The sequence below is a fragment of the Vibrio gangliei genome, assembly GCF_026001925.1.
Classification (GTDB): Bacteria; Pseudomonadota; Gammaproteobacteria; order Enterobacterales; family Vibrionaceae; genus Vibrio; species Vibrio gangliei.
The window spans coordinates 387991-410629 of sequence record NZ_AP021870.1; the positions used below are offsets into that span (position 1 = coordinate 387991).

A 22639-nucleotide genomic window follows, 5' to 3' on the forward strand; every position below is an offset into this window, starting at 1 on the left:
TCATGGTCAGAATAGCATTGAAGGCAAGAATTGAAAACCACCAACTAGTAGTAAAAAAGTTGGTAAAGGGCGAGTTAGTACAGGTTCCTAGAGTTGAACTTGTTCGTTTGTGGCAAGCGTATCACCAAGGGGCGAAGTAATGGCAGATGTAATTTCTAGTGACTTATCAGCAAATGATAAGGATTCGTGGTCAACGCCTCAGTGGTTGTTTGATGCGCTTGATCGTGAGTTTGGCTTTGATGTTGATGTGGCAGCTATTGAAGATAACGCAAAGTGCTCCGCATGGTTCGATCACTCTTTAAACGCTCTAGATATTGACGATTGGCGTTATCACCCTGAACACCTGACGTTAACCCCATTTCAATGTGCTTGGATTAACCCGCCGTATTCAAGAGGCATGGTTAAAGCCTTTCTTGAAAAAGCACATGAGCAATGTGTTAAGCACAAAATTAATTCTGTCTTGCTTATTCCTGCTACACCCGATGCGAGCTGGTGGCCTACGAACGCGAGCGAAGTGCGCTTTATCACTGGTGGGCGCATTTCGTTTCAACATCCTATTTCTAAGAAACCTGTCAACGGTAATACGAAAGGCTCTGCATTGGTGATCTACCGTCATCAAGATTTAGGTATGCCAATGGTTACTCGTTATGTGAGCCGTGATTCATTAAAGGCTATGGAGGCATCATGTCTGTAAGAGTAATGAGCTACGTGTGGGATATCCCTTTATTCAAAGGCTCTGATAAGTTGGTGATGCTTTGCCTTGCTGATCATGCCGATGATAAAGGCATTTGCTGGCCGTCTATCGATACCATCGCTCGAAAGTCTGGTGTTTCTCCTACCACAGTAAAAACCACGCTTAAAAAGTTAGAGGCTGGTGGATGGCTATTCAAGAAAAACCAATTCAAGAAAGCTGATACAGGGCGTTTAGTTCGTTCAAATAATCAATATCAACTTCCTGTTATGTTGTTAAAGAAAAAGGCAGATGAACAGACGGATTTTGAACAGTCGAATTTCGTCCGTTCAAAAGTCGAACATTCGAAACTCGAACAGACGAAACAACACGGGGGGGTAGGTCAAATTTCGACGGGGGGTAGGTCGGAATCCGGCTATAAACCATCAATAGATCCACCAATAGAACCATCAAGTAAAGATCTTGTTCCGAGCCAGCTCGAAACCGCCAAAGCGAATGAGCCTGTTTTGTTTTCGATTCCTCTCAAGGGCAAGACCAAGGTCCATGAAGTGACTCAATCTGATTTGTTCGAGCTTCGTGAATTGTATCCAGCGGTGGATATTGCTCAGCAGCTTCGCAACATGATCGGTTGGAGCAAGGCAAACCCAACTCGCCAGAAGACGGCATCAGGCATTAAGCGATTCATGCACCAGTGGTTATCCAAGGAGCAAGACAAGGGCTACGGCAAGCAGCCAGCTCAAGCGGCGCAGCCACAGCATGATGAATCTCAATCCATCAAAAACGAAATCAAGCGTTTGGAGCGTGAAGCGGATGCGATTGGTATTCAGATCAGTCAATCCAAATCATGGGGCGCGACACAGCAAGCGATTCAGAGCTTTGAGCGTCAGCAGGCGAGCATTCTTGCTCAACGTTATGAGCTAATTCAAAAGCTAGGAGGTGATCATGTTTGAGTTAAGCGCTAATACTGAAATGACAATGAGCAGCCGTGAGATTGCGGAGTTGACGCAAAAACAACACGGCCATGTGAAACGAGATATTGAGAAAATGAGGGATGAGTTGAACCTTCCAAATTTGGATAGTTCGATTTTTACTCACAATGGCAATGAATACACTCAATACCATTTGAATCGAGATTTAACATTAACGCTGGTTTCTGGTTATAGCACCAAATTGAGATATTCAATTGTGAAAAGATGGGACGAATTGGAGTCTCAAGCAAAACCCCAAGTTCCCCAAACATTCGCCGATGCTTTGCTTTTAGCGGCTAACCAAGCCAAGGAACTGGAAGAAAAGAATAAGGCGTTAGAACTGGCAGCACCAAAGGCTGAGTTTGTCGATCGGTATGTTGAAAGCACTGGCTTAATGACATTCCGCCAGGTAGCTAAACAATTAGAGATTAAAGAGCCAACTTTCCGATCTTTCTTGGTAGCGATTGGTGCGATGTATCAGCTTAGTGGTAGTTGGTCTGCTTATCAAAAACATATTGATGCAGGTCGCTTTAAAGTGCGCCAAGGCGAGAAGAATGGTCATGCTTATGTGACAACAAAGTTTACCCCTAAAGGCGTTGAGTGGGTTGCTCGTCGCTGGAATGAATTTCGACAGGCGGCAGCATGAGTAAGTTAGAGGCATTATTACTTCATCACATTAAAGCTTTTAAATTGGAAGAGCCGGTTGCTGAGTATCGATTCCATGAAACCCGTAAGTGGCGATTTGATTTTGCTTACCCGGATCGACAAATCGCGATTGAAGTGGAAGGCGGTACTTGGGCGAATGGTCGCCACACTCGCGGTAAAGGTTATGAACAAGATTGTGAGAAATACAATACAGCTGCTTTACGTGGTTGGACGGTTCTTCGTTTTACTAGCGGAATGATCACCAGTTTGAAAGCAATCAATATGATAGAGGAAGCATTGAATGCCTAAAAAGATTTATTTAGCGGGACCAATGACGGGTTTGCCTGATTTCAATAAACCTGCGTTTATCGCTAAAGCGAGTGAGTTAGAACAAGAGGGCCATATTGTTCTTAACCCTGCCGTATTACCGGAAGGCATGAAGTGGGAAGAGTATATGTACATTTGCATTCCAATGGTGTCGGTTGCGGATGAAATCTACATGCTGAAAGGTTGGGAAGAATCCAAAGGCGCAAGCATCGAGCATAAAGAGGCGTTGGCGCAAGGGAAGTCGGTGGTTTATGAGGTGTGACTATAAGACCTTTTCAATTAAATATTTTAATAAGGCTACAGCTATTCCGATTATGGTTATCGCTTTTTTGTGATTTCCAGTAAACAAGAAGAAAAGAAATGTGGAAACCATAATGGTGATGATCAGTAAGGTGAAAATGATTAGGAATAATTTCATGGCGCTATACCTATGGTTAAGGTCTGCACTATTCGTAATAGAGCAAACAATACCTAGATTTAGTGTCACGAATTCCATCACATTTAAGGGGGCATCGTTTCTAATATCAGGGTGGTTAAAAGTTGTGTTTAACATTCAAGATAGCACAAAAAATAAGAGTGCGAATGTTGGAGTAATAATTTGTTAGTTCTAAAGCCTTTCATTCAACATGATCTTGGTTTGGTGATGCTAAAGCCGGGTAAATCGCTGCTCGATGAGTTAACCCGCATGAGTGACGGTAACCGGCTGCTTATTTCTGCTTTGCCTAAAGAGCTGGTTAATGTGCCAAGTGGCAAAGTGAACCTACCGGAATTTCCGGATAGTTCAAAATCATCGCTGGTGGATGATGAGCGGTTACTCGAATTCTTTCTTCATGCTGATGTTCAAAAGCGCTTGGGTAGTTTCTATCATTGGCTTGAGGGCATTCCTCATTGCCAGATGTCGGATGGAGATTACTGCGATAAAAATCTTACGCTTTTAGATTGTAAACATGGCGCAGTTCGCTTGTGTTGGCACCACGATAACCAAGAGAGAATGAATTTAAGTGAGCAAGCGAGAAATGTGGCTAAAAGTAATGTGCTTGTTTGGGGTGTGGGCGCTGTATCACGTAGTCTTGGCTTTGCTACTGGCCATGCATTAACGTTACCTGAGTTTTGCTGGTGGGCGGTAAGAGAGGGAGTATATGCGCATTTGCCTCAGAGTGTGGTCGATCAGATGTTTGGTATTAAACCGAAGAGGAAAGGCAACACACTAACAAGTAAGCGAGAACATGATCCACGCTTTGAATTAGACGGTAAAGAAATGCTTTCAAATCGAGCGCAACAAGTGAAGTTGCTCATCGATGATAATCCACCAGCCATGCACATGAAAAGGCCAAAACAATTAACCTGGCATAGTGAGAAGTATTTGAAGTTCGTCCGTTCGTTGCCTTGTGTGGTAACCGGCAGTAATGGTACCGACTCAGATCCAATCGTAGCGCATCACTTAATAGGCCACGGTGAAGGTAAGATGGGCGGTAAAGCGCATGACTTGTTTACCATGCCGATGTTGGCCAGTGTCCACCAAGAGTTTCACCACGACCCGAAAGCATGGGAAGCCAAGCACGGATCGCAGTTGTTTTTTGTGAAGCAAACGCTTAAGAGGGCGTTGGAATTGGGGGTAATAATCTAGTTATTGACAATGCGTCTAGTTCGGGGCTAACCTAAAAAGGCACTGGCAAAATCCAGTGCTGAGATTAGCCTCTCACACGAACTACAAGGCGCATGTCGCCAGCTTTCGCAGGTGAACTCCAATTAATTACAAGGAGCTTCATATGACTGGTTTATCAATCTTCAATCAATCTATTCGAATTCAAAATAATCTCTATTCTTTAAATGATCTTCATCAAGCGGCTGGAGGGCAAAATAAACATAGCCCTCGCTACTGGACTAATAACGCACAAACATTAGATCTTATTGCTGAAATTGAAAAAGACGGAATTCCGTCTATTCAGAAAAGACCTCGCAAAGGCACATGGGTGTGCAAAGAGTTGGTCTATGCTTATGCCATGTGGATCAGTGCTAAGTTTCATCTTCAAGTCATTCGCGCGTTCGATGCGATGGCAAATCAACAATATTCCTATCCTGCAATAGAGAAAAAAGGTCCCATTGATGAAATGAATTTTATTCATCAACGTTGGCTGGTGGTAGTGGAAAAAGGTGTGATCACCAATAAGCGAGCCCTTAGTCATGATGAGAACCTATTCAACCGTAGACACTTCATCAATTACTTTAACGAACCGTGTGTTGGGTTTGATCAACTAGATGAATTATTAGAGTTATCACGGGCGGTTAATGAAAGGATTGTTAAGTTGGCTCGCTATTAATTAAGTCTGGAGAGCTATATGCTCTCCAATTCTATCAAATCTGGAGTGATTTGCTTGGCAGCTGAGGAAGACGCTAATATCAGTTTTTTTAGATAGTTTTCAATATCGATAAGTATTTCTGACTTTTTAAAACCAGCTTGCTCTATTGCATCTATAAGCATTGAATATAATGGGAATACTGAATATAACCACAGGCCGCAACTGTCTAATTTAGCTTGTTCTGATGGTTTTAAAAGCGTCATGTTTTGTTCGATAGAATTCTTTTCTAGGTACATGATGGTGGACTGATGCCCATGAACACCATTCTGAGATGTTAGTTGGTATATGTCATGTGCTAGCCTAATAGTTCCAATAGACCGAGTGAACTTGAACTTTTTACTGTATTTTTGTCTGTCATCTTTGCTTTTATTTCTCTTTTCATAAAATGTCAAAAGTTCTGGATTACCTAGTAACTTGCAAATATCTCTCATCAATTCACAACATTGTCTAATTTGAGTGTACGCTTCATCAACACGAGATTCAGCGCAGAACAGTGGTACCTGTTCAAAATACTCCTGAAAGCGTTGGAGCATCAATAAAGCCATGGTTGGTTTAATTTCTTCGCCGTGTTCAAAAGAGATGATTTGAACGTATGCCCTTGAGATCGTCAGAATGGAGTCAACTATTTCAACTATGTCGGGGTTGTCATTCATAAACGATTCACGCTCTTCCTGGTGCTTGTTAGCGATCGCTTTTAGGCCATAATTCATGCATAAGATCTCATTGATGTTGAATGGGTGATACGTTTCTTGGTCTTTCTGTTGATTTCTCAGTATATTTTATCCTTTATATCAACATTTTTATCGAGGGTCTTATGAAAAAAATTCTATTTTCAATATTAGGGTGTATTTCTTTCAGCGCTTCGGCTGCATTTGTGAATCCAATGGATTTTGATGGTAGTGAAGCTCAAAAGCAGGAAGTTATCACGTATATTCAAGATCGAGTAAAGAAAGAATATTGCGATAGTGGCTTGGACATGTGCCAGCCTACCACGCTTCGTATGATGGAGAAGCAAAACCTTGATGCTTTTAAGCAGGCAACGCAGCTAAAAGATAAATCCATTATGGATCGGGTGATTAAAGATTACTGTCACAGTGGTGTCGATATGTGTAACTACACCACTATTTTGATGATGTACAAACAGAACGAAGAAGCGAGTAAACAAACCTTAGATTGGTAAAAAATAATCTGCCTGTTGCACTTTTTGCCATTTCTTTGACTTGCGTACGCTCCAAAGCCACCATTGAGATTATTCATTGGTGGTTTACATGGGGTGATGCATGCGCAATTTAGATTCTGTTCGTGAAATTCTTTATCGTTGGGGTGTCTGGAGCCGCAGCCGCACTGGTGTGGAGTGGTATTCTCAATCTGCCGGTATGAATAATGTTCTACCTGTTGAGCCTGATTATCGACCGACTCTTTGTGATGACGATGGATTGATTATTGATCAGATTATCGCATCGATGAGCCAGAATGGTTTGCCGTTAATGGAAAGTGAAGTATTGCTGCATTTTCACTATGGTTTATCTTTTCGTGAGATTGCTAGGCGTAAGCGTACTAATGATGTGCGTGTGAGAATTTTGATTAATCAGGCCGTGTTTTATGTCTCTGGTTCTTTGGTTTGGAGTGGCACTAAACTAGCCTGTGATAATGAGTTATGTGAAGTTCATCAATAAAAAGTTTAAAAAAGTTCTCACGCGTACGCAAAAACCCAATTATTATGTAAGTATGAATTTTGACCGCTTCCACTTGGAGGCGGTTTTTTTATGTCTGAAATTTGAGGTGAGTGTGCAGATATCAAAACGTGTGATGGCTGCTATCTCTGCGGCTGCGCTTTCTATTGCTACTTCTATGGTGATCGAGCTAGAAGGTGTTGAGCATGAACCTTACTATGATGTCGCTGGTGTTTTAACGGTGTGCTATGGGCATACGGGCTCAGACATTATTAAAGATAAGGTTTACTCTGAGTCTGAATGCCAAGCTTTACTGGATGATGATTTGTTTCGTATCGCCTCTGAAATTGACCCACATATCACAACTAATATCTCTGTCACTCAACGTGCTGCATTTTATTCATTTGCCTATAACGTTGGATCTGGTGCGTTTAATCGTTCAACTCTTCTTAAGAAACTTAATGCTAATGATATCGATGGCGCTTGTAATGAGCTTCACCGGTGGATTTATGCTGGAGGTAAGAAGTGGAAGGGTTTGATGAACCGACGTGAAATTGAAGAGGCTGTGTGCAGTTATGCTCAGTAATGGTTATATCAAAAGTGTTGGCATTATCCTCGTTGCCATCCTGATCCTGACGGTGTTTATTCAGCATGAAAAGAATGAGCAGCTTAGGTCCAAACTGGACGATGCGCTTGTTGCTGTCACTGCGGCTCAAGGAAATGTTGCCAAGATGCAAGAGCAGAACGAGAAGATGGCAAAGCAGTACGTTAAGCAGCAAAAGGAATACGAAGATGCACAAGCCGAAGTGTCTCAGCTTAAGCGCGATCTTGCTGATAACTCTAAGCGGCTGCGCATCAAAGCCACTTGTGATCAGCCAGTGTCCGCAAAGTCCAGCGCCTCCAGCTTGGATGATGAGCGAACCGCCGAACTTACAAGAGACTCTGAGCGAACTTATATTCGTCTCAGAAACCAAATCACAACCATCACAGCTCAAATAAATGGGCTGAGGTCATATATTGAAGCGCTTCCCCGTGAGTGTGTCGCCAAATAAGACCCGACTAAGTCGAGGTTACCAACGATGAAAACGAGCATTATGGATAAAACAGTTACCACTTCTAGTTATGTTGCGAGTGTGTCCACTGCTGTAGGCGGATTGTTCACCTTGTCTGATGTTGCGCTAGCGCTTGGTATTACCTCTACTGTTATTTTATTTGTTATGCAGGTTCGCCTTAATCGTAAAAAGGCAGAGCAGATAGCCTTAGACGAAGAAAGATCTGAAAGGCTAAAAGCTCAAAATGATGAGTTTCATAAAGCAAGAATGGAAGCGATACATAAGTCAAAAGATAATAACGTTGAAGATATTATTTTTGTAAAAGGTACTCCTGAGCCATATGAAACACCACGGGGACTGAACTCGCGGGAAAACTGATTTTTTTGGATTTATAGGGAGAGCAGCAGCAGGTAGGCATAACGCCAGTGAACACAAGGATCCTGACCTGATCAACCTGCTCTCTGTTATCGTGTAAAGGTGGTGAGATTTGAGCGATGTAACTCCCATCTCTGGTGTGAACGATTGGTCTATTTCACGCATGGCCGAGGCTCTGGGAATGAGCCGGAATACTGTATCAAAGCGTTTACGTGAATCAGGCGTTAGACCATCAAGGAAAGAAAAAGGCAGTTTTGTTTATGCATTAAAAGATGCAATGCCAGCGCTTTATAAAGCCGATATCCCTCAGAATCTTGGCCTAAATAATCCTGATGAAATGCCACCAGAGTCTCGTAAGGCTTGGTTTCAATCTGAAAATGAACGAATCAAATTAGAACGTGAGATTGGAAACTTACTAGATAGCAGTGAGGTGGCTCGTGAGTTTTCTTTAATGGCAAAAGCGGTCATTCAAGTATTGGATACGTTGCCTGATGTACTTGAGCGTGACTGCGGTTTAACGCCACACCAAGTGTCGAAAGTTCAAGGTTCAATTGATGACTTACGCGATCAAATGGCAATGCGTGCTGCAGTAATAGACGATGATGAGGATGGTGAAGAATGTTAGCCAGTGCTGCAGATATCCGCCGAGATGTATCGAATTTATTTAAAGCGCCAAATAGAATGCCGGTTGCAGAAGCAGTAGCAAAATATATGCGCGTTCCTATTGGTGGAGGCAACTCCGTCAGCTGGGATGCAGGCATAACACCCTATATTGTTGAGCCCATGAATTGCTTAAACAGTCGTGAATATGATGCAGTGATATTTGTAGGCCCAGCTCGAACGGGTAAGACAGTTGGATTAGTCGATGGATGGACAGCGTATAACATTGTTTGCGATCCATCAGATATGTTGATTGTTCAACTTACAGAAGAAAAAGCCCGAGAATATTCACGAAAACGACTAGAGCGAATGTTCCGAGTTTCACCGGCTGTCAATGAACGATTAAGTCTACGTTCTAATGATAATAATGTTCACGATAAAGTTTTTAAGGCTGGCAATTATTTAAAAATTGGCTGGCCATCTGTCAACATCATGTCTTCTTCTGATTATCGATTCGTAGCGATTACTGATTATGACCGATGGGAAGACAGCATTGGCGGGGAAGGTGATGGTTTCTCGCTGGGCTCTAAGCGTACGACTACGTTTATGAGTTCTGGTATGACGCTTGCTGAATCTTCGCCTGGTAAAGATGTGGTTGATCTTAAGTGGCGACCAACATCTGAACATGAAGCGCCACCTTGTACTGGCATTTTGTCATTGTATAACCGAGGCGACCGCCGGAAATGGTATTGGATATGTCCAAATTGCCATGACGCTTTCCGCCCCGAACTAGACAATATGGTTGGTTACCAAGATATTGATGATCCAGTCACAGCAAGTGAAGCTGCAAAAATAGGTTGCCCTCATTGCCAACATCAAGTTGAGGCGAATCAAAAGCGTCAATTAAATGGCAATGGCGTCTGGCTTAAAGATGGTCAGACTTGGAATAAAGAACTCCAGAGAGTAGAAGGTGAAGGCCGTCGCTCGCGAGTTGCTTCATTTTGGATGGAAGGGCCAGCAGCTGGTTACCAAAGTTGGCAGCAACTTATTTATAAATTATTAAGTGCTGAGCAAGAATATGATCGTACGGGTAGTGAAGAAACATTAAGAACGGTTATCAATACAGACTGGGGTCGTCCTTATCTGCCAAAAGCCGCAAATGATCAACGTCAAAGTGAAGAGCTTATGGCTCGTGCTGAACGGTGGGAACGTAAAACGATACCGGAAGGTGTTCGGTTTCTGGTTGCCGCTGTTGATGTTCAGGGTGGGAAGAATCGACGCTTTGTTTGTCAGGTAAAAGGCTATGGTGAGAATGGTGAAAAATGGGTCATTGACCGTTTTAATATTCGATCGAGTAAACGACACGATGAAGATGGTGTTGCTCAACAAATTGATCCCGCTGGATATCCAGAAGATTGGCATCAACTGGTCGAAGAGGTCTTATTTAAAAGCTATCCATTAGCCGATGGTTCTGATCGTGTCATGCAGGTTATGGCGCTGGCAGTCGATCATGGTGGTGAAGATGGTGTATCCAATAATGCTTATGCGTTTTGGCGTTGGTGCCGAGTAAACCGATTACATAAACGTGTGTATTTATTTAAAGGTGACTCAACCAAGAGGCAAAAGATTATCACCAAAAGTTACCCAGATAACACAGGGCGAGGTGATCGGCATGCGAATGCCCGTGGTGATGTTCCTCTTTACTTGCTCCAAACAGACCAACTTAAAGATAGAGTAACCAATTCATTAAAACGTGAAACTCCAGGACCTAACTATGTTCATTTTCCACGATGGCTAGGTGAATGGTTCTATGATGAGTTGACCTATGAAGAACGTGGTGCTGACGGTAAATGGCGTAAACCCGGTAAGGGTGCAAATGAAGCCTTCGACTTGATGGTGTATTGCGATGCGATCACTATTTTACGTGGCTACGACAAGATGAATTGGGATTCACCAAAAGCGTGGGCGACAGACTGGGCAAGTAATCCATATGTATTCAATCATGATAGTGTGCCTGAGTTTATCGAAGAGGAATCTTCACCGAAGCAACAAGTAAACAAGAAAACACAAGTAGAAACTCGACAAACGACAGTCCAAACCAGTGATTGGGTTAATGGCGGAAATACTGGAGGTAGTAGCGGATGGCTTTAACCCGTGAGCAATGTGAACAAATGATCCAAGCGTGTTTTCAGGCTGAATTGGATGTTTTGGAAGGTAAAACGACAACGTTTGAAGGTCGAACTATCACCATGGAAAACCTTTCAGATATCCGCAAAGCTCGTCAAGAATGGGAAAACAAACTTATCACGATAAATAACCCTAAACGACTTCGTTATGGGCTAGCGAGGTTTGTATGAATTTCTTAGATAAAGCGATTGCACCTTTTGCACCTTCTTGGGCTGCAAATCGAGCTCGTGCTCGTGCTCAAATAAAAATGTATGAAGCTGTGATGCCGTCACGTTTACAAAAGGCGAAGCGTGAAGGAAGAAGTGCTGATAATGCATTAGGTGGTGCAGGTCAAAGCCTACGAGAACAAGCCCGATGGCTAGACGAAAACCATGATTTGGTTATTGGATTACTTGATAAGTTAGAAGATCGGGTAATTGGTGCTGATGGCATAATGGTTGAACCGCAACCTTTGAATAAAGATGGCACGGTTAACAAAGAGCTTGGTGATCAAATTCGCCGTCGTTGGGCATCTTGGTCACTAAAGCCGGAAGTGACAGGCATATTCTCAAGGCCTGAAATGGAACGCTTGGTCATGAGAACTGCGTTACGTGATGGTGAGTGTTTTGGCCAGCAAGTGATTGGAAGAATCCCTGGCTTAGTTCATCCAAATTCAAACGGTACTGCTTATTCTATTGAAACATTAGAACCTGATTTTATCCCATTTAATTTAAATGAAGTCGGGAAAGGCATTAAACAAGGGATTAAGCATAATGGTTGGGGGCAACCAATAGAGTATTACAAACTTTATGATCATCCGGGTAATGCAACCGGCATTCGGTTTAAAACCAAAGCAGTCCCCAAGGAACGAATGTTACATCTCGCATTTAGACGCCGCCTACATCAAGTACGCGGCGTTTCTATTTTACACGGAGTAATAACTCGTCTTTCTGATATTAAGGACTATGAAGAGGCAGAACGAGTCGCTGCTCGTATCGCTGCCGCTTTAGGTTTCTATATCAAAAAAGGTGAAGGTGCACTTTACGATGAAGATCCTTCAACCAATGACGCGCCACGAAAAGTAGATATTGCCCCTGGGATGATTTTTGACGACTTACGTCCAGGTGAAGATTTAGGGATGGTGGAATCAAACCGCCCAAACGTTCATTTATCTGAATTTAGAAACGGTCAGATTCGTATGGTTGCTGCAGGTACCCGATCGGGTTACTCCAGTGTGGCTCGTGATTATAACGGAACCTATTCAGCACAGCGCCAAGAGTTGGTTGAAAGTTGGGACGGTATTACTGTTCTGCAGCAATGGTTTATTGCTCATTGGTCGCGCCCTGTTTTTCGTCAATGGTTACAAATGGAGCTGCTAAATGGCTTAGAGGTTCCTGAAGAAGTAGACCAAAGCACTTTATATGATGCGGTTTACTTGGGGCCGATCATGCCTTGGATTGATCCTGTTAAAGAAGTGAATGCTTGGAAAGAACGGGTCAAAGGTGGCGGAGCAAGTCATGCGCAGTGGATCCGTGCTGGTGGTAAAAACCCACAGGAAGTATTCCGCCAAATCATTGCAGAACGAAAGTTCTTTGAAGAAAACGGTCTTTATTTCGACACAACATCAGGAGACGAAAGTGAAGAAAGCTCAACTGGCATTGATGATGCCGATGGCGATGGCAGCACAAACGCCAACAGCCAAGAATAACTGGTATAGCATCAAGGCCAGCGGTAACCATGGTGCTGAAATTTACATTTACGATGAAATTGGCGGTTGGGGGATTAGTGCTCGCCAATTTGCTAACGATTTAAAGTCATTAGGTGACATTCGTAATATCACATTACGTATTCATTCCCCAGGTGGTGATGTATTCGAAGGTATGGCGATTTACAACCTGCTCGATCAACATCCTGCACAAATTACCGTAAAAATTGACGGTCTCGCTGCTTCAATGGCGTCTGTGATTGCGATGGTCGGAGATGAGGTTCAGATCCCTGAAAATGCGATGATCATGGTACACAAACCTTGGGGGATTCAAGGCGGTAATGCCAATGATATGCGTCGCTATGCTGAATTACTCGAAAAAATTGAAGGCACCTTATTGTCTGCCTACACCCAAAAAACAGGTAAAACTTCTGATGAAATCAGCGCGATGCTCGATGCAGAAACGTGGCTTGGTGGTCACGAAGCTGTTGAAGCTGGATTTGCCGACACTTTAATTGCACCGCTCGAAGCTGCGGCATGCTTAACCTCTAATCGATTAAAGGAATTTGAAAAAATGCCAAAATCAATGAAAACACTGATGAAGCCTCGCGCTCAATCGCCAAATGGCAATGCAGTTAATGATCCGACGCCAAATTCGCCAGCACCAACTCCATCTCCAGTTGCAACCCCTACGCCGGAACCTACTGATAACACATCAACGATCCAAGCGCGTAATCATGCTATTCGTGATTTGTTTGCTAACTTTGGTGGTCGTCATATGGAATTGATGAATGACTGCTTAATTGATGTGTCACTGAGTGTCGAACAAGTGAAAGATAAGCTGCTTGCAAAACTTGGTACCAATACAGAGCCAACAAATACCGTGAGCGCATCAGCTCATATTTTTGCAGGTAATGGTAATACGGTTGGTGACAACATGCGTGCAGCATTAATGGCGCGTGCAGGTTATGAAGCAGAAGGTACTAACGAGTTATCGGATAACCCGTATGCACACATGACGTTGCGTGAAATGGCTCGTATGTCATTGACGGATCGTGGATGTGGCGTAGCAAGCTATAACCCTCTTCAAATGGTGGGCATGGCGTTTACTCACGGTACCAGCGACTTCGGTCAAATTCTGTTAGACGTGGCGCATAAATCATTACTACAAGGTTGGGAAAGTGCGGAAGAAACTTTCGATCGTTGGACAATGAAAGGCACGTTAACGGACTTTAAAGTGGCGCATCGTGTTGGTCTAGATGCATTCCCGAATCTTCGCCAAGTTCGCCCAGGTGCAGAATATAAATATGCGACAGTGGGGGATCGTGGTGAGCAAATTGCATTGGCGACTTACGGTGAATTGTTCAGCATCGATCGCCAAACCATTATCAATGATGACATGCAAGCGTTAACTGAAATCCCAATGCTAATGGGTGAAGCCGCTAAAGCCACAATCGGTGACTTGGTGTATAACGTCCTCATGAGTGGCTATAAAATGAATGATGGCCAAGAGTTATTCTCAGCTAAGCACAATAACAATATTACCACTGCAACAGCGATGGATATTGCCGGGTTAGACAAAGCTCGTCAAATGATGCGTAGCCAGAAGAGTGGTAATCGTCATTTAAATATTCGCCCTGGATTTGTATTGGTTCCAACTGCACTTGAAACTACAGCTAACCAAGTGATTAAGTCTGCAAGTGTGAAAGGTGCAGATGTTAATGCTGGTGTAAATAACCCATTACAAAACTTTGCCGAAGTGATTGCCGAACCACGCTTGGATGACGCAGACGCGTTGGATTGGTATCTAACCGCTGCTCGTGGTCGTGACACGATTGAAGTAGCGTACCTAAACGGTGTAGAAACACCATTCATCGAGCAACAACAAGGCTTTAATGTCGACGGTGTCGCAACTAAAGTTCGCATTGATGCAGGTGTTGCTCCGCGTGATTACCGCGGCCTAGTAAAAGCTAAAGGTGTTGCTAAGTCTTAATGGGTATTGAAAGCCTAAGCCTCGCTAAATGCGGGGCTTTTTTATGTATGCTTAAGAGCAGGAGAAACAAAAAATGGCTAAAAATTTTATTGAAATGGGTCAAACCATTGGTTTTATCGCAACCTCAGACGTGTTGTCCGGTCAAGCCGTGGCAATTGAATCACTCGTGATTATTGCGCATGGTGATGTTAAGTCTGGCGAAGAAGGTGTGGGTCACGCTCAAGGCGTGTTTGAGCTATTAAAAAAAACAGCTACCGAAATCGCACAAGGTGCAGATGTTTACCTTACTGGTGGTGAAATTGGCACTGATACTTCTGGTGTTTATGCAGGGAAAGCATGGAATGCTGCCGCTTCTGGAACTGAAGCAGTATGGGTTGCACTAAATTTTGGTTCACCCGCTGCGGTTGAAGAGCCTGCTGGTTAATCATGTCACGCTGGGAAGATAAAATGAGGCGAGTAAATGCTCGCCTTGTAAAACGATTCAGCTATGACGTGATCTTACATCTTGCTTCAGGTGATAAGTCGGTGATCGGTGTGTTTGATAATCCGTTTAGCTTAAGTGAATTAGGTGATGGCGGCCGTATTGCAGATAGTAGCCCAGAGCTTTATTTAAAAGATGAAGATGCTGTCGGTTTAGAACTTCGTTCTTTAGTGACAGTAGTCGGTAAGCAATGGGCTATCGTCAGCCCACCTCAGCCAGACAGTACCGGCTTAACTAAGCTGATATTAGGGAACTACAATGGCGAACAATCAAAACCTATTATTCAATATTGATACTGAAGAAATAGACGCGATTCAGAATGTCTTTGGTGCAACACAAGCTCAAGTAAAAGCGGCATATAATCGAGCATTAACTCGTACAGCGAAAACCATGAAATCCATGGCGAATAAAAAGCTAAAAGATGAATTGCAGGTGCGGCGCATGAAAGATTTGCGTCGTCGCTTGCAAACTTTTCGCTTAAAAAGTACCAGCAAACAAACTCGACTGGATGAATTGAAGCTGTGGTTTGGTATGAATGATATTCCAGTGAGTAAGTTGAAAGGCCGAATTAAAGCTCTTGGGGCGAAGAAAAGACCACAAGGTGCGATGTTTTCACCGGCAGGAAAAGTAAAGGCACAAACTTACGATGATGGTTTCGTAGCTAATGCTTATAACAAACGCTCTATCTTTACTCGAACAACACAAGCTCAATACCCAATTAAAGAAGCGCGGGTACCGGTTTCTGATGAGTTACAAGATGCAATTGAAGATGAAATATTTTCTGAATTAACCGATGTCTTTATGAAGCATTTTGAGACTGATTTAAAAGGCCGTGTTCGTATGGGGCTAAATAAAAATGGCTGGAAATCATGACAGATAGTATTCATTTAACCACTTATCACGATGCAGTGATCGACTGGTTAAAAACCAATGTTGATTGGCTGCAAACTGTTCAATATTACCCAGAAGTGCAAACCGAGTTGCCTGCACCTTGCGCATTCTTTGCGGTTGAAGAATGGGACCTTAGCGAAGAACAACCAATGAATGGCATGCTGGCCGTTGATCTCAATTGTAAAATCATGGTCGTGTTTGGGTTGTTAAATGAAGATTATCAAATAGAAGTGCGCAATGCGGCCATGGCAATTTGTTCGGCAATAAATGAACAACGATTTGGTTTGCCTATTGAGCCGCTAGTATTGCAAGGTGCCGAGCCTGACAGCTTTCAACCAGAGCTTGATGATTATGCTGTATGGTCTATTCGCTATATTCAAACCATTGAAGTGGGAACCGATGTTTATAAGCCGGAAGGCATAACACCGAGTACCGTTTTTGTTGGTTATGCGCCTGATATTGGCGCTAAAAATGAAGACAAATATGAACAGGTGGTACCGGATGAAGGAGTTTAATTACATCGTCCGCGATCTGCAGCGTCGAATGGCGAATATGATTCGCCGTGGTCGAGTTCATAGCGTGGACTTTGAGCAGTCACCGCCTCGGGTAAAAGTTGAATATGAAAAAGATGCGGTAACTGGCTGGCTTCCTTGGATCTCTGGTAGGGAGTCAAGCCAGCACCGTACTGACTGGGAACCGCTTGCCGTCGGCGAGCAGGTGATCATCTTATCAGAATCCGGTGAATTATCTGCAGGCGTGGTGCTTCCATCCTTACCAGATGCCACAAGCCCAGTACCGAGCACCTCACCGGATGAGCATGTAAGCCGCTATGAAGATGGAACCATATTCACCTATAACCGCAAAACACACACGTTAACTATTGATGTTCAGGGTGATGTTAATTTTCATGCCACAGGCAATGTAACGAGCCATATAGAGGGCAACATGAGCGCCCAGATCGATGGTACTGCAGATGTCACCGTGGCGAAAGCAACCACAGTGAAAACCGATGCCACATTGCATGTTGAATCGGCTCAAGACCTTAGCATCAAAACAGGCGCCAATATGGCACTGGATGCCTCTGGTAATTTCGATATTAAGGCAGGTGGCAACGTGAAAGTCACAGGCTCACGGGTGGATCTGAACTGATGAGTTGGAACCCTATTGAATCGGTGCTGTTTCAGGTACCAGATACTAATGAAAACCTTGATTACTTGATGTCATATCAGGCATCAGAAGGTGAAACGGTTATGAGTTATACCTGGTCGTTGTCACCAGAAGAACCAAACCCTTTCACTATCTCAGCGGATTTAAGCGGTGTTCGACTGCAGGCAGCGAGTTTAGCTGGTTTGTTTAAGCCGGATTTTCTTGATTATCGGGATGGTGACCAGGTGCTAAGAGTATCTGACTGGCCAGAACTACCACCTTGCAAAGATTTGGTTGAGTTCAAGCCGAGCAGTATTAGCCAACTGGATTACACCATAGCGGTCACTGTTACCGTGAAATCAACCGACCCAGACACAAACCAAGAAGTTGAAACTGAGTACAGCAACAGCTGGACAATGGTGATTCTGCACGATTACAGCTCAGGTAAGCAGAAGTTATTGGAGTACATGCAATGCCAGCCGTAACCCGACAAGGAGACGGAGGAACGGGCCATGGTGCTTTTCCTCCAAGAGCAAGCGAAGCAGGAAGCGGTGATGTTTTTTGCAATGGCATTCCTGTTCACCGTCAGGGTGATGCCTGGGGCGTGCATTGTGATCCTTCACCGTCTTGTCATGCTGGTAGCTTATCCGGTGGCTCATCATCTGTTTTCGTTAACGACAAGCCTATTGGGCGAGTTGGTGACGCAGTGGATTGTGGATCAGTGGTAGCAGCTGGCTCATCAAATGTATTTGCAGGGGGGTAACTGCCATGCGTGGTATGGATGCAACCACAGGTCGAGCTCTAAGTGGCATCGACCACTTAAAGCAGTCTGTGCGTGACATCCTCACCACACCAATAGGCTCGCGGGTAATGCGCCGTGACTATGGTAGTCGATTGTTTGAATTAATTGATAACCCAGGTAACCAAGAAACAGTAGCTGATATTGTGGCTGAAAGCGCCCAAGCACTGAAGAAATGGGAGAAACGTATAGAGGTCTCACGAGTTCTTGTTACCTCTGTAAAACCTGGTTCGGTAACACTTACCATCGAAGGGAAATATAAGCCCAATGGTGAACCAATCACACTGGAAGGTATTGAGGTGAATTAATGGCCACGGTAAATGTAGATATGAGCCAACTGCCTAAGCCAGCTGTGATTGAGCAGTTGGATTATGAGCAGATTCTCCAGGAATGGATTGAGCGCTATCAGGGACTCGATCCTGATTATCAAGATGTAAATGAGTCTGATCCGGTTTATAAGCTGATGGAAGTGGCGGCATTTCGTGAAATGGTGCTGCGTCAGCGTGTTAATGACGGTGCTCATGCCACTATGTTGGCGTATGCAAATGGAACAGATTTAGATGTTCGAGGTGCTGACTTTGATGTAGAGCGATTGGTTATTGATAAGGGTGACCCCGATGCAGTACCTCCACGACCTCAAATTATGGAGTCAGACGAAGCATTCCGGTACCGGATTCAATTATCTAACCGAGCCAAGAACACAGCAGGCAGTGCCGATGATTATGAGTTCTGGGCGTTATCGGCTGATGGAAGAGTAAAAAGCGTTGCTACCGATTCCCCAAAAGGAACATTGGTAGTGACCGTTTCAGTGCTCTCTCATGAGGGGAATGGAGCCGCAAGTCAAGAACTGATTAAGCTGGTTGAAGATACACTAACACCAAAAGGAACCCGCCCATTAAGTGATGAGGTAGTTGTACAAAGTGCCACCATCAACGAGTTTGAAGTAGTTGCTGAATTAGAGCTTTTCTCTGGCCCAGATCAAACCGAAGTATTGAGTGCAGCAAGGCAAAAATTGGACACATGGTTATCTGAATCCCATCAACAAGGTATAGACCTTACGTTGGATGGTTTTTATGCAGCTTTACGTGTCTCAGGTGTTTATAAGGTGCATTTAACCTCGCCTGCTGCAGACATTATTAATGATCAGTTTAGTGCCGGCTATGCGAATAGCATTACGCTAACAGCGAGGGTGACAACATGACGGTGAAAAGCCTGCTGCCACCCAATGCCAGCAAACATGAACGAGATATAGAGGCGGTGATTTCACCGCCTCTTTCTTTTCCAAATCGTGATATTTGGAACCCTGAAAAGTGTCCTGAACATCTTCTACCACATTTAGCATGGGCGCTTTCAGTTGATAACTGGGATTCAACGTGGCCAGTGGATCGAAAGCGAGAAGTTATCAAGGAAAGCATTCACATCCACCGTAAAAAAGGCACACGGGAAGCCATTGAGCGAGTGGTTAGCGCTATTCGAGGTGATTTAACGGAAGTTAAAGAGTGGTTTGAAGACAAGGATAATCTTCAGCCAGGTGATTTTGAAGTTAATTATCTTTCAACTGGGCAACCTATTGATGGGAATGAAATTCAAAAACTTATACCCGTTATTAATAGCGCGAAAAATGTTCGTAGCAAGCTAACCAACATCAATATTACAAGCCGTATTGAGGCGCCTGAAAAACTGTCGTCATTGAGTCGTCAGGGAGTAGGTGTAAAGGCGGGGCCATGGTCAATATCTTCCATGGTGAGTTCGTCTGGTTCCAGTCTTAGTTGCTTTTCTCGTCAAGGTATCGCTTTGCGTTCTGGCCCACTGAAGATCAGGGCAATTACAGAAGGCAGTTCTTCAATTTCTTGTATTTCCCTTATTGGCCTGTGCATTCGCTCTGGGCCTTTATCGTTAGTTCTGGAGTAAACCATGTCAACAACACCAGAGAGCCAACAACAGTTTGGCTCAATTTTAACCGTGCTTGGTGAAAATGCTGAGCAAAACGGCAAGCTGCAGAATAAGCAGATTTCATTCACTCATATTGCAATCGGTGACGCTAACGATACGTATGTTCAGCCTGATCGAGCGCAGACCTCATTGGTTAATGAGTTGGCACGTATTCCAGTTAATTCCGTGGATGTGTTGCAGCCAACGCCTGACAGTGTGCCGATGCTAAAAGTCGAAGCCATTCTGCCAGATGATGTGAATGATTTGATTATTCGTGAATTTGCTGCAGTGGCGGAGTTCAATGGCGGGACGTATTTGCACGCTGTAGGTAACTGTGCACGCATTTATGTGCCGAAGCCGCTCAACAATGGCAATGTTGCCACGCCAGTGACACTGGAAATGATCTTTGTCATTACCAGTGCAGAGCCGATTATTGAAATTGACCCGAACATTGTGACGGCCAGTCGAGAATGGACAACAATCAACTTTGCTACGGTGATTAAGAATGTTACTCAACTGAAAAAGTATCGCGGTACCACACCAGGGCAACAAGTGGAACTGCTTGGTTATCATGCTGAAGGTGATGGTGGTGGTGGTGCATTGATTTGGATGACAAATCCACCGCATTCAGCGAATGATGCCACTGTGTTTGATTCAGGTAGTGCCTCTGGTTATTGGGTGCGGCGCAACCTGACTATTACGCCAGAGCAGGCGGGTTGGCAACCAAACAAGAATGGTCCGGCCCGTATTCGAGAATTGTTGAATGCAGGCGTTTCCTTTGCCAAGCCTAAGCGTCTGACCTCATTGCAGGGACAAGCTGCACGTTGGGCATCAGGACAGAAAGCGCCGATCTGTTTCTTTGGTGACTCAACAACAGATGGTCGAATCACGACTATCGACGGCGTAACAGACGCGAATAAGTGGAACACCGATCGCTTGGTTGGGAATATGGTTCCTGATGGTCTGGTTTATGATCATGATGATACGGAAGTCCCGAACGCTTACTCTAACGTGTTACAACGTATTTTGCGTGAGTTTCATGCCAATGATTTAGTTCGTGTCTATAACGCTGGCTATCGCGGCAAACAGGCACAAGATGGCTGGGCTGTGAATAATGTTCACAATGCCGTGTATGGTAATACAACCTATGCGGATCTGGAGTGGATGGGGATCATGTTCGGTTTGAATGATTCTGCCGCATCAACCGACCCAGAGCTGTTAGAGCGTCGAACCTACGTAGAAAATCAGGCATTGATTTTGGATGCGTTCGCTCGTGGTGTTCAGCCAGCGCTCATGTCATGCCCACCATCGAACAATACCGCTGCTACCGGGGATTACGGCAATAATAACGAGGTTAACGAGTTGGTTGACCAAGTTAAGCGACGCCTGGCGCATGAATACGGTATCGAGTTCCTTGACGTAAACCAGGCCATTAAACACTGGATTTACAATAACGGTGACAAGATTGCTTTTTCGTCTGCCTCGTCTGATGGCTTGCACTTGAACGATTTAGGTCACCTGAAAAAAGCCGAGTTTCTATTTAAAACAGCGGAGCGTGAGAACGTCCCAACTTTGATTGAAGACCGACACTGCTTTGATGTGGTTCACTCCGCTGTGCGCTATGCATTAAGCCGATCGGATATTAGCTCAGGTGACCCAATGCGTGGCGCTAACAAGCTGTATCAAAACGGCATGATTGATGTGAATGACATTGACAAGGTGCTCGGTAAAGATGTGATTGACTTGTGGGTGTGGAATGAACGTCGTGATCATTCTCTGGTGTACCGCGCTTATAAAGATAGGTACGCCGAATTCGAGTTGGCAGATCGCGTAGATTTACCTCGAATCTTGGTTGAATCGCAGTTATTTACCGCTCAGGAGTACCACCGGAAAGTTATTTTTGATGATGTCTCGCCAGATTGTATTGGTCATACGACCTCGGGTCGTAGTGATTTCCCGTGTTTTATTGGTAAGTTGCGTTATGGTCTGAATCGGATTCGTATTCAGATCCCACCAACGGCACAAAAACTGTTTGGAAATGAAATCGTAACCAACTATCTCAAAATCGGTTGGTTAGATTTTATTGTCGACCGTCAGGAAAACCGCTATCCGGTGATGCATTACAATAATGGATTTAGCTATATGGATAAAGCTCACTGGCGTGATGTTGTGGCTGGTCGTGGTCGTGTTGTCCATCCTCCAATAGATACCAATGTTCCAAACAATTTTGTGCGTAATATCATTTCTCCATCATTGCATGGGTTTAACTCCTATTCACTGAAAAAACCGGGAGATGTGGTGGAGTTTCGTTTCGAGGCGAATTTTCCACTAGGAACAGGTGTCGCGCTGGCATGGAACAAGATGGATGATTCGAATGATTACCCTCCAGAATTTGATAAAAACGCGATGTTTTCGTCTGCAGGTGTGTTGATTTTTTATGTCAGTACTGTAGCTGGTGGTTTAGTTCGTTTTGCATTCTTAAATCCTATTAATGTGAGCTTTCCAAGCGTTCCACTATTTGAAACTGGTGTGGATTTAGCAGAACTTCAGGGTAAAACCTTGTTGGTTCGAATGCAGCTAAGGGCTGATTACACGATTCAGTTGACGCTGCTTCGCACGGACTTAACGCAGCTGTTTGAAGGTACGATTACCGACCCACTGGTGATTGGTGAAATTGCTACAGCATATTGTGGTGGTTCGTTCAGTAGCGGCTCATCTGCTCAGGGTGTTTTTGAATTGGACTACTTACAGCTCAGGGAGTATCACGAGCCTCTTGCATAATTGACCTTAACCCCGCCTCGGCGGGGTTTTTTATTATCCGACGAATAGGAATTA

29 protein-coding genes are annotated in these 22639 nt (G+C 44.1%); 28 read left to right on the plus strand and 1 reads right to left on the minus strand.

Annotated elements, in window-relative coordinates:
• The first annotated feature begins 139 nt into the window (after positions 1–139).
• From Vgang_RS13700 to Vgang_RS13730, 7 genes are all read left to right on the plus strand, one after another.
• Complete coding sequence (locus Vgang_RS13700; protein WP_105901410.1) at positions 140–694, plus strand: phage N-6-adenine-methyltransferase; 555 nt, start codon at positions 140–142, stop codon at positions 692–694.
• Positions 685–1641 carry a helix-turn-helix domain-containing protein gene (locus tag Vgang_RS13705; RefSeq protein WP_105901411.1) on the plus strand — a complete coding sequence of 319 codons (957 nt, stop codon included), beginning with the start codon at positions 685–687 and terminating at the stop codon, positions 1639–1641. The genes Vgang_RS13700 and Vgang_RS13705 overlap by 10 nt, the downstream gene beginning before the upstream one ends.
• Positions 1634–2305 (plus strand): phage antirepressor KilAC domain-containing protein, encoded by a 672-nt coding sequence (locus Vgang_RS13710; protein WP_105901412.1) that lies wholly within the window; start codon positions 1634–1636, stop codon positions 2303–2305. The genes Vgang_RS13705 and Vgang_RS13710 overlap by 8 nt, the downstream gene beginning before the upstream one ends.
• Entirely contained in the window at positions 2302–2613 is a 312-nt protein-coding gene (locus Vgang_RS13715; RefSeq protein WP_105901413.1) for a PDDEXK family nuclease, read from the plus strand. The genes Vgang_RS13710 and Vgang_RS13715 overlap by 4 nt, the downstream gene beginning before the upstream one ends.
• Positions 2606–2893 (plus strand): DUF4406 domain-containing protein, encoded by a 288-nt coding sequence (locus tag Vgang_RS13720; RefSeq protein ID WP_105901414.1) that lies wholly within the window; start codon positions 2606–2608, stop codon positions 2891–2893. The genes Vgang_RS13715 and Vgang_RS13720 overlap by 8 nt, the downstream gene beginning before the upstream one ends.
• A 336-nt stretch (positions 2894–3229) precedes the next feature.
• Complete coding sequence (locus Vgang_RS13725) at positions 3230–4258, plus strand: DUF968 domain-containing protein (protein ID WP_105901416.1); 1029 nt, start codon at positions 3230–3232, stop codon at positions 4256–4258.
• 142 nt (positions 4259–4400) lie between these two features.
• Positions 4401–4952: a KilA-N domain-containing protein gene (locus tag Vgang_RS13730; protein WP_105901417.1), complete on the plus strand. Its 552-nt coding sequence runs from the start codon at positions 4401–4403 to the stop codon at positions 4950–4952.
• Positions 4953–4966: 14 nt separating this feature from the next.
• Here the strand turns inward: Vgang_RS13730 and Vgang_RS13735 are convergent, their stop codons facing one another.
• Positions 4967–5701 (minus strand): hypothetical protein, encoded by a 735-nt coding sequence (locus Vgang_RS13735; protein WP_105901418.1) that lies wholly within the window; start codon positions 5699–5701, stop codon positions 4967–4969.
• Between the two features lie 104 nt (positions 5702–5805).
• On the opposite strand from Vgang_RS13735, the gene Vgang_RS13740 reads away from it, so the two are divergent.
• The 21 genes from Vgang_RS13740 to Vgang_RS13840 all read left to right on the plus strand — a co-directional run bounded on the left by Vgang_RS13740 (position 5806) and on the right by Vgang_RS13840 (position 22585).
• A complete protein-coding gene (locus Vgang_RS13740) occupies positions 5806–6171 on the plus strand; it encodes a hypothetical protein (RefSeq protein ID WP_105901795.1) in 366 nt (121 codons plus the stop codon).
• Between the two features lie 100 nt (positions 6172–6271).
• Positions 6272–6667 (plus strand): antiterminator Q family protein, encoded by a 396-nt coding sequence (locus tag Vgang_RS13745; protein ID WP_105901419.1) that lies wholly within the window; start codon positions 6272–6274, stop codon positions 6665–6667.
• 112 nt (positions 6668–6779) lie between these two features.
• Positions 6780–7250, plus strand: a complete 471-nt coding sequence (locus Vgang_RS13750) for a lysozyme (protein ID WP_245879874.1) — start codon at positions 6780–6782, stop codon at positions 7248–7250.
• Complete coding sequence (locus Vgang_RS13755; protein ID WP_105901420.1) at positions 7240–7716, plus strand: lysis system i-spanin subunit Rz; 477 nt, start codon at positions 7240–7242, stop codon at positions 7714–7716. The genes Vgang_RS13750 and Vgang_RS13755 overlap by 11 nt, the downstream gene beginning before the upstream one ends.
• A 42-nt stretch (positions 7717–7758) precedes the next feature.
• Positions 7759–8094, plus strand: coding sequence for an HP1 family phage holin (locus Vgang_RS13760; protein WP_211293965.1), 336 nt, complete (start codon positions 7759–7761; stop codon positions 8092–8094).
• A gap of 109 nt (positions 8095–8203) precedes the next feature.
• Entirely contained in the window at positions 8204–8716 is a 513-nt protein-coding gene (locus Vgang_RS13765) for a DUF1441 family protein (RefSeq protein ID WP_105901422.1), read from the plus strand.
• Positions 8710–10842 carry a phage terminase large subunit family protein gene (locus tag Vgang_RS13770; RefSeq protein WP_105901423.1) on the plus strand — a complete coding sequence of 711 codons (2133 nt, stop codon included), beginning with the start codon at positions 8710–8712 and terminating at the stop codon, positions 10840–10842. The genes Vgang_RS13765 and Vgang_RS13770 overlap by 7 nt, the downstream gene beginning before the upstream one ends.
• On the plus strand, positions 10833–11048 hold the full coding sequence (locus Vgang_RS13775) for a hypothetical protein (RefSeq protein ID WP_105901424.1): 216 nt from the start codon (positions 10833–10835) through the stop codon (positions 11046–11048). The genes Vgang_RS13770 and Vgang_RS13775 overlap by 10 nt, the downstream gene beginning before the upstream one ends.
• The gene (locus tag Vgang_RS13780) at positions 11045–12565 is read left to right on the plus strand and encodes a phage portal protein (RefSeq protein WP_105901425.1); all 1521 of its coding nucleotides are present in this window, start codon (positions 11045–11047) and stop codon (positions 12563–12565) included. The genes Vgang_RS13775 and Vgang_RS13780 overlap by 4 nt, the downstream gene beginning before the upstream one ends.
• Entirely contained in the window at positions 12495–14555 is a 2061-nt protein-coding gene (locus tag Vgang_RS13785) for a ClpP-like prohead protease/major capsid protein fusion protein (RefSeq protein WP_245879875.1), read from the plus strand. Before Vgang_RS13780 ends, Vgang_RS13785 begins: the two co-directional genes overlap by 71 nt.
• A gap of 73 nt (positions 14556–14628) precedes the next feature.
• On the plus strand, positions 14629–14979 hold the full coding sequence (locus tag Vgang_RS13790; protein WP_105901426.1) for a DUF2190 family protein: 351 nt from the start codon (positions 14629–14631) through the stop codon (positions 14977–14979).
• A 2-nt stretch (positions 14980–14981) separates the two neighbouring features.
• Complete coding sequence (locus Vgang_RS13795; RefSeq protein ID WP_105901427.1) at positions 14982–15329, plus strand: head-tail joining protein; 348 nt, start codon at positions 14982–14984, stop codon at positions 15327–15329.
• Positions 15295–15909, plus strand: a complete 615-nt coding sequence (locus Vgang_RS13800; RefSeq protein WP_105901428.1) for a phage tail protein — start codon at positions 15295–15297, stop codon at positions 15907–15909. Before Vgang_RS13795 ends, Vgang_RS13800 begins: the two co-directional genes overlap by 35 nt.
• The gene (locus Vgang_RS13805; RefSeq protein ID WP_105901429.1) at positions 15906–16442 is read left to right on the plus strand and encodes a hypothetical protein; all 537 of its coding nucleotides are present in this window, start codon (positions 15906–15908) and stop codon (positions 16440–16442) included. The genes Vgang_RS13800 and Vgang_RS13805 overlap by 4 nt, the downstream gene beginning before the upstream one ends.
• Positions 16429–17076, plus strand: a complete 648-nt coding sequence (locus Vgang_RS13810) for a phage baseplate assembly protein V (protein WP_105901430.1) — start codon at positions 16429–16431, stop codon at positions 17074–17076. Before Vgang_RS13805 ends, Vgang_RS13810 begins: the two co-directional genes overlap by 14 nt.
• Positions 17076–17558: a hypothetical protein gene (locus tag Vgang_RS13815; protein WP_105901431.1), complete on the plus strand. Its 483-nt coding sequence runs from the start codon at positions 17076–17078 to the stop codon at positions 17556–17558. Before Vgang_RS13810 ends, Vgang_RS13815 begins: the two co-directional genes overlap by 1 nt.
• Positions 17546–17836: a PAAR domain-containing protein gene (locus Vgang_RS13820; RefSeq protein ID WP_105901432.1), complete on the plus strand. Its 291-nt coding sequence runs from the start codon at positions 17546–17548 to the stop codon at positions 17834–17836. The genes Vgang_RS13815 and Vgang_RS13820 overlap by 13 nt, the downstream gene beginning before the upstream one ends.
• A 5-nt stretch (positions 17837–17841) precedes the next feature.
• Positions 17842–18180, plus strand: coding sequence for a GPW/gp25 family protein (locus Vgang_RS13825; protein ID WP_105901433.1), 339 nt, complete (start codon positions 17842–17844; stop codon positions 18178–18180).
• Positions 18180–19073, plus strand: a complete 894-nt coding sequence (locus Vgang_RS13830; RefSeq protein ID WP_105901434.1) for a baseplate assembly protein — start codon at positions 18180–18182, stop codon at positions 19071–19073. The genes Vgang_RS13825 and Vgang_RS13830 overlap by 1 nt, the downstream gene beginning before the upstream one ends.
• Positions 19070–19783 (plus strand): phage tail protein I, encoded by a 714-nt coding sequence (locus Vgang_RS13835; RefSeq protein ID WP_105901435.1) that lies wholly within the window; start codon positions 19070–19072, stop codon positions 19781–19783. Before Vgang_RS13830 ends, Vgang_RS13835 begins: the two co-directional genes overlap by 4 nt.
• 3 nt (positions 19784–19786) lie before the next feature.
• On the plus strand, positions 19787–22585 hold the full coding sequence (locus tag Vgang_RS13840) for a phage tail-collar fiber domain-containing protein (protein ID WP_105901436.1): 2799 nt from the start codon (positions 19787–19789) through the stop codon (positions 22583–22585).
• The last annotated feature ends 54 nt before the right edge of the window (positions 22586–22639 follow it).

Bases quoted from the DNA above. Each gene is read 5' to 3' on its own strand.
- Vgang_RS13815 (WP_105901431.1), top strand. From the start codon at position 17,076: ATGAGTTGGAACCCTATTGAATCGGTGCTGTTTCAGGTACCAGATACT.
- Vgang_RS13760 (WP_211293965.1), top strand. From the start codon at position 7,759: ATGGATAAAACAGTTACCACTTCTAGTTATGTTGCGAGTGTGTCCACT.
- Vgang_RS13835 (WP_105901435.1), top strand. From the start codon at position 19,070: ATGACGGTGAAAAGCCTGCTGCCACCCAATGCCAGCAAACATGAACGA.
- Vgang_RS13735 (WP_105901418.1), bottom strand. From the start codon at position 5,701: ATGAATTATGGCCTAAAAGCGATCGCTAACAAGCACCAGGAAGAGCGT.
- Vgang_RS13820 (WP_105901432.1), top strand. From the start codon at position 17,546: ATGCCAGCCGTAACCCGACAAGGAGACGGAGGAACGGGCCATGGTGCT.
- Vgang_RS13700 (WP_105901410.1), top strand. From the start codon at position 140: ATGGCAGATGTAATTTCTAGTGACTTATCAGCAAATGATAAGGATTCG.
- Vgang_RS13780 (WP_105901425.1), top strand. From the start codon at position 11,045: ATGAATTTCTTAGATAAAGCGATTGCACCTTTTGCACCTTCTTGGGCT.
- Vgang_RS13745 (WP_105901419.1), top strand. From the start codon at position 6,272: ATGCGCAATTTAGATTCTGTTCGTGAAATTCTTTATCGTTGGGGTGTC.
- Vgang_RS13770 (WP_105901423.1), top strand. From the start codon at position 8,710: ATGTTAGCCAGTGCTGCAGATATCCGCCGAGATGTATCGAATTTATTT.
- Vgang_RS13730 (WP_105901417.1), top strand. From the start codon at position 4,401: ATGACTGGTTTATCAATCTTCAATCAATCTATTCGAATTCAAAATAAT.
- Vgang_RS13825 (WP_105901433.1), top strand. From the start codon at position 17,842: ATGCGTGGTATGGATGCAACCACAGGTCGAGCTCTAAGTGGCATCGAC.
- Vgang_RS13795 (WP_105901427.1), top strand. From the start codon at position 14,982: ATGTCACGCTGGGAAGATAAAATGAGGCGAGTAAATGCTCGCCTTGTA.
- Vgang_RS13790 (WP_105901426.1), top strand. From the start codon at position 14,629: ATGGCTAAAAATTTTATTGAAATGGGTCAAACCATTGGTTTTATCGCA.
- Vgang_RS13805 (WP_105901429.1), top strand. From the start codon at position 15,906: ATGACAGATAGTATTCATTTAACCACTTATCACGATGCAGTGATCGAC.
- Vgang_RS13710 (WP_105901412.1), top strand. From the start codon at position 1,634: ATGTTTGAGTTAAGCGCTAATACTGAAATGACAATGAGCAGCCGTGAG.
- Vgang_RS13775 (WP_105901424.1), top strand. From the start codon at position 10,833: ATGGCTTTAACCCGTGAGCAATGTGAACAAATGATCCAAGCGTGTTTT.
- Vgang_RS13720 (WP_105901414.1), top strand. From the start codon at position 2,606: ATGCCTAAAAAGATTTATTTAGCGGGACCAATGACGGGTTTGCCTGAT.
- Vgang_RS13830 (WP_105901434.1), top strand. From the start codon at position 18,180: ATGGCCACGGTAAATGTAGATATGAGCCAACTGCCTAAGCCAGCTGTG.
- Vgang_RS13715 (WP_105901413.1), top strand. From the start codon at position 2,302: ATGAGTAAGTTAGAGGCATTATTACTTCATCACATTAAAGCTTTTAAA.
- Vgang_RS13840 (WP_105901436.1), top strand. From the start codon at position 19,787: ATGTCAACAACACCAGAGAGCCAACAACAGTTTGGCTCAATTTTAACC.
- Vgang_RS13810 (WP_105901430.1), top strand. From the start codon at position 16,429: ATGAAGGAGTTTAATTACATCGTCCGCGATCTGCAGCGTCGAATGGCG.
- Vgang_RS13800 (WP_105901428.1), top strand. From the start codon at position 15,295: ATGGCGAACAATCAAAACCTATTATTCAATATTGATACTGAAGAAATA.
- Vgang_RS13755 (WP_105901420.1), top strand. From the start codon at position 7,240: ATGCTCAGTAATGGTTATATCAAAAGTGTTGGCATTATCCTCGTTGCC.
- Vgang_RS13705 (WP_105901411.1), top strand. From the start codon at position 685: ATGTCTGTAAGAGTAATGAGCTACGTGTGGGATATCCCTTTATTCAAA.
- Vgang_RS13740 (WP_105901795.1), top strand. From the start codon at position 5,806: ATGAAAAAAATTCTATTTTCAATATTAGGGTGTATTTCTTTCAGCGCT.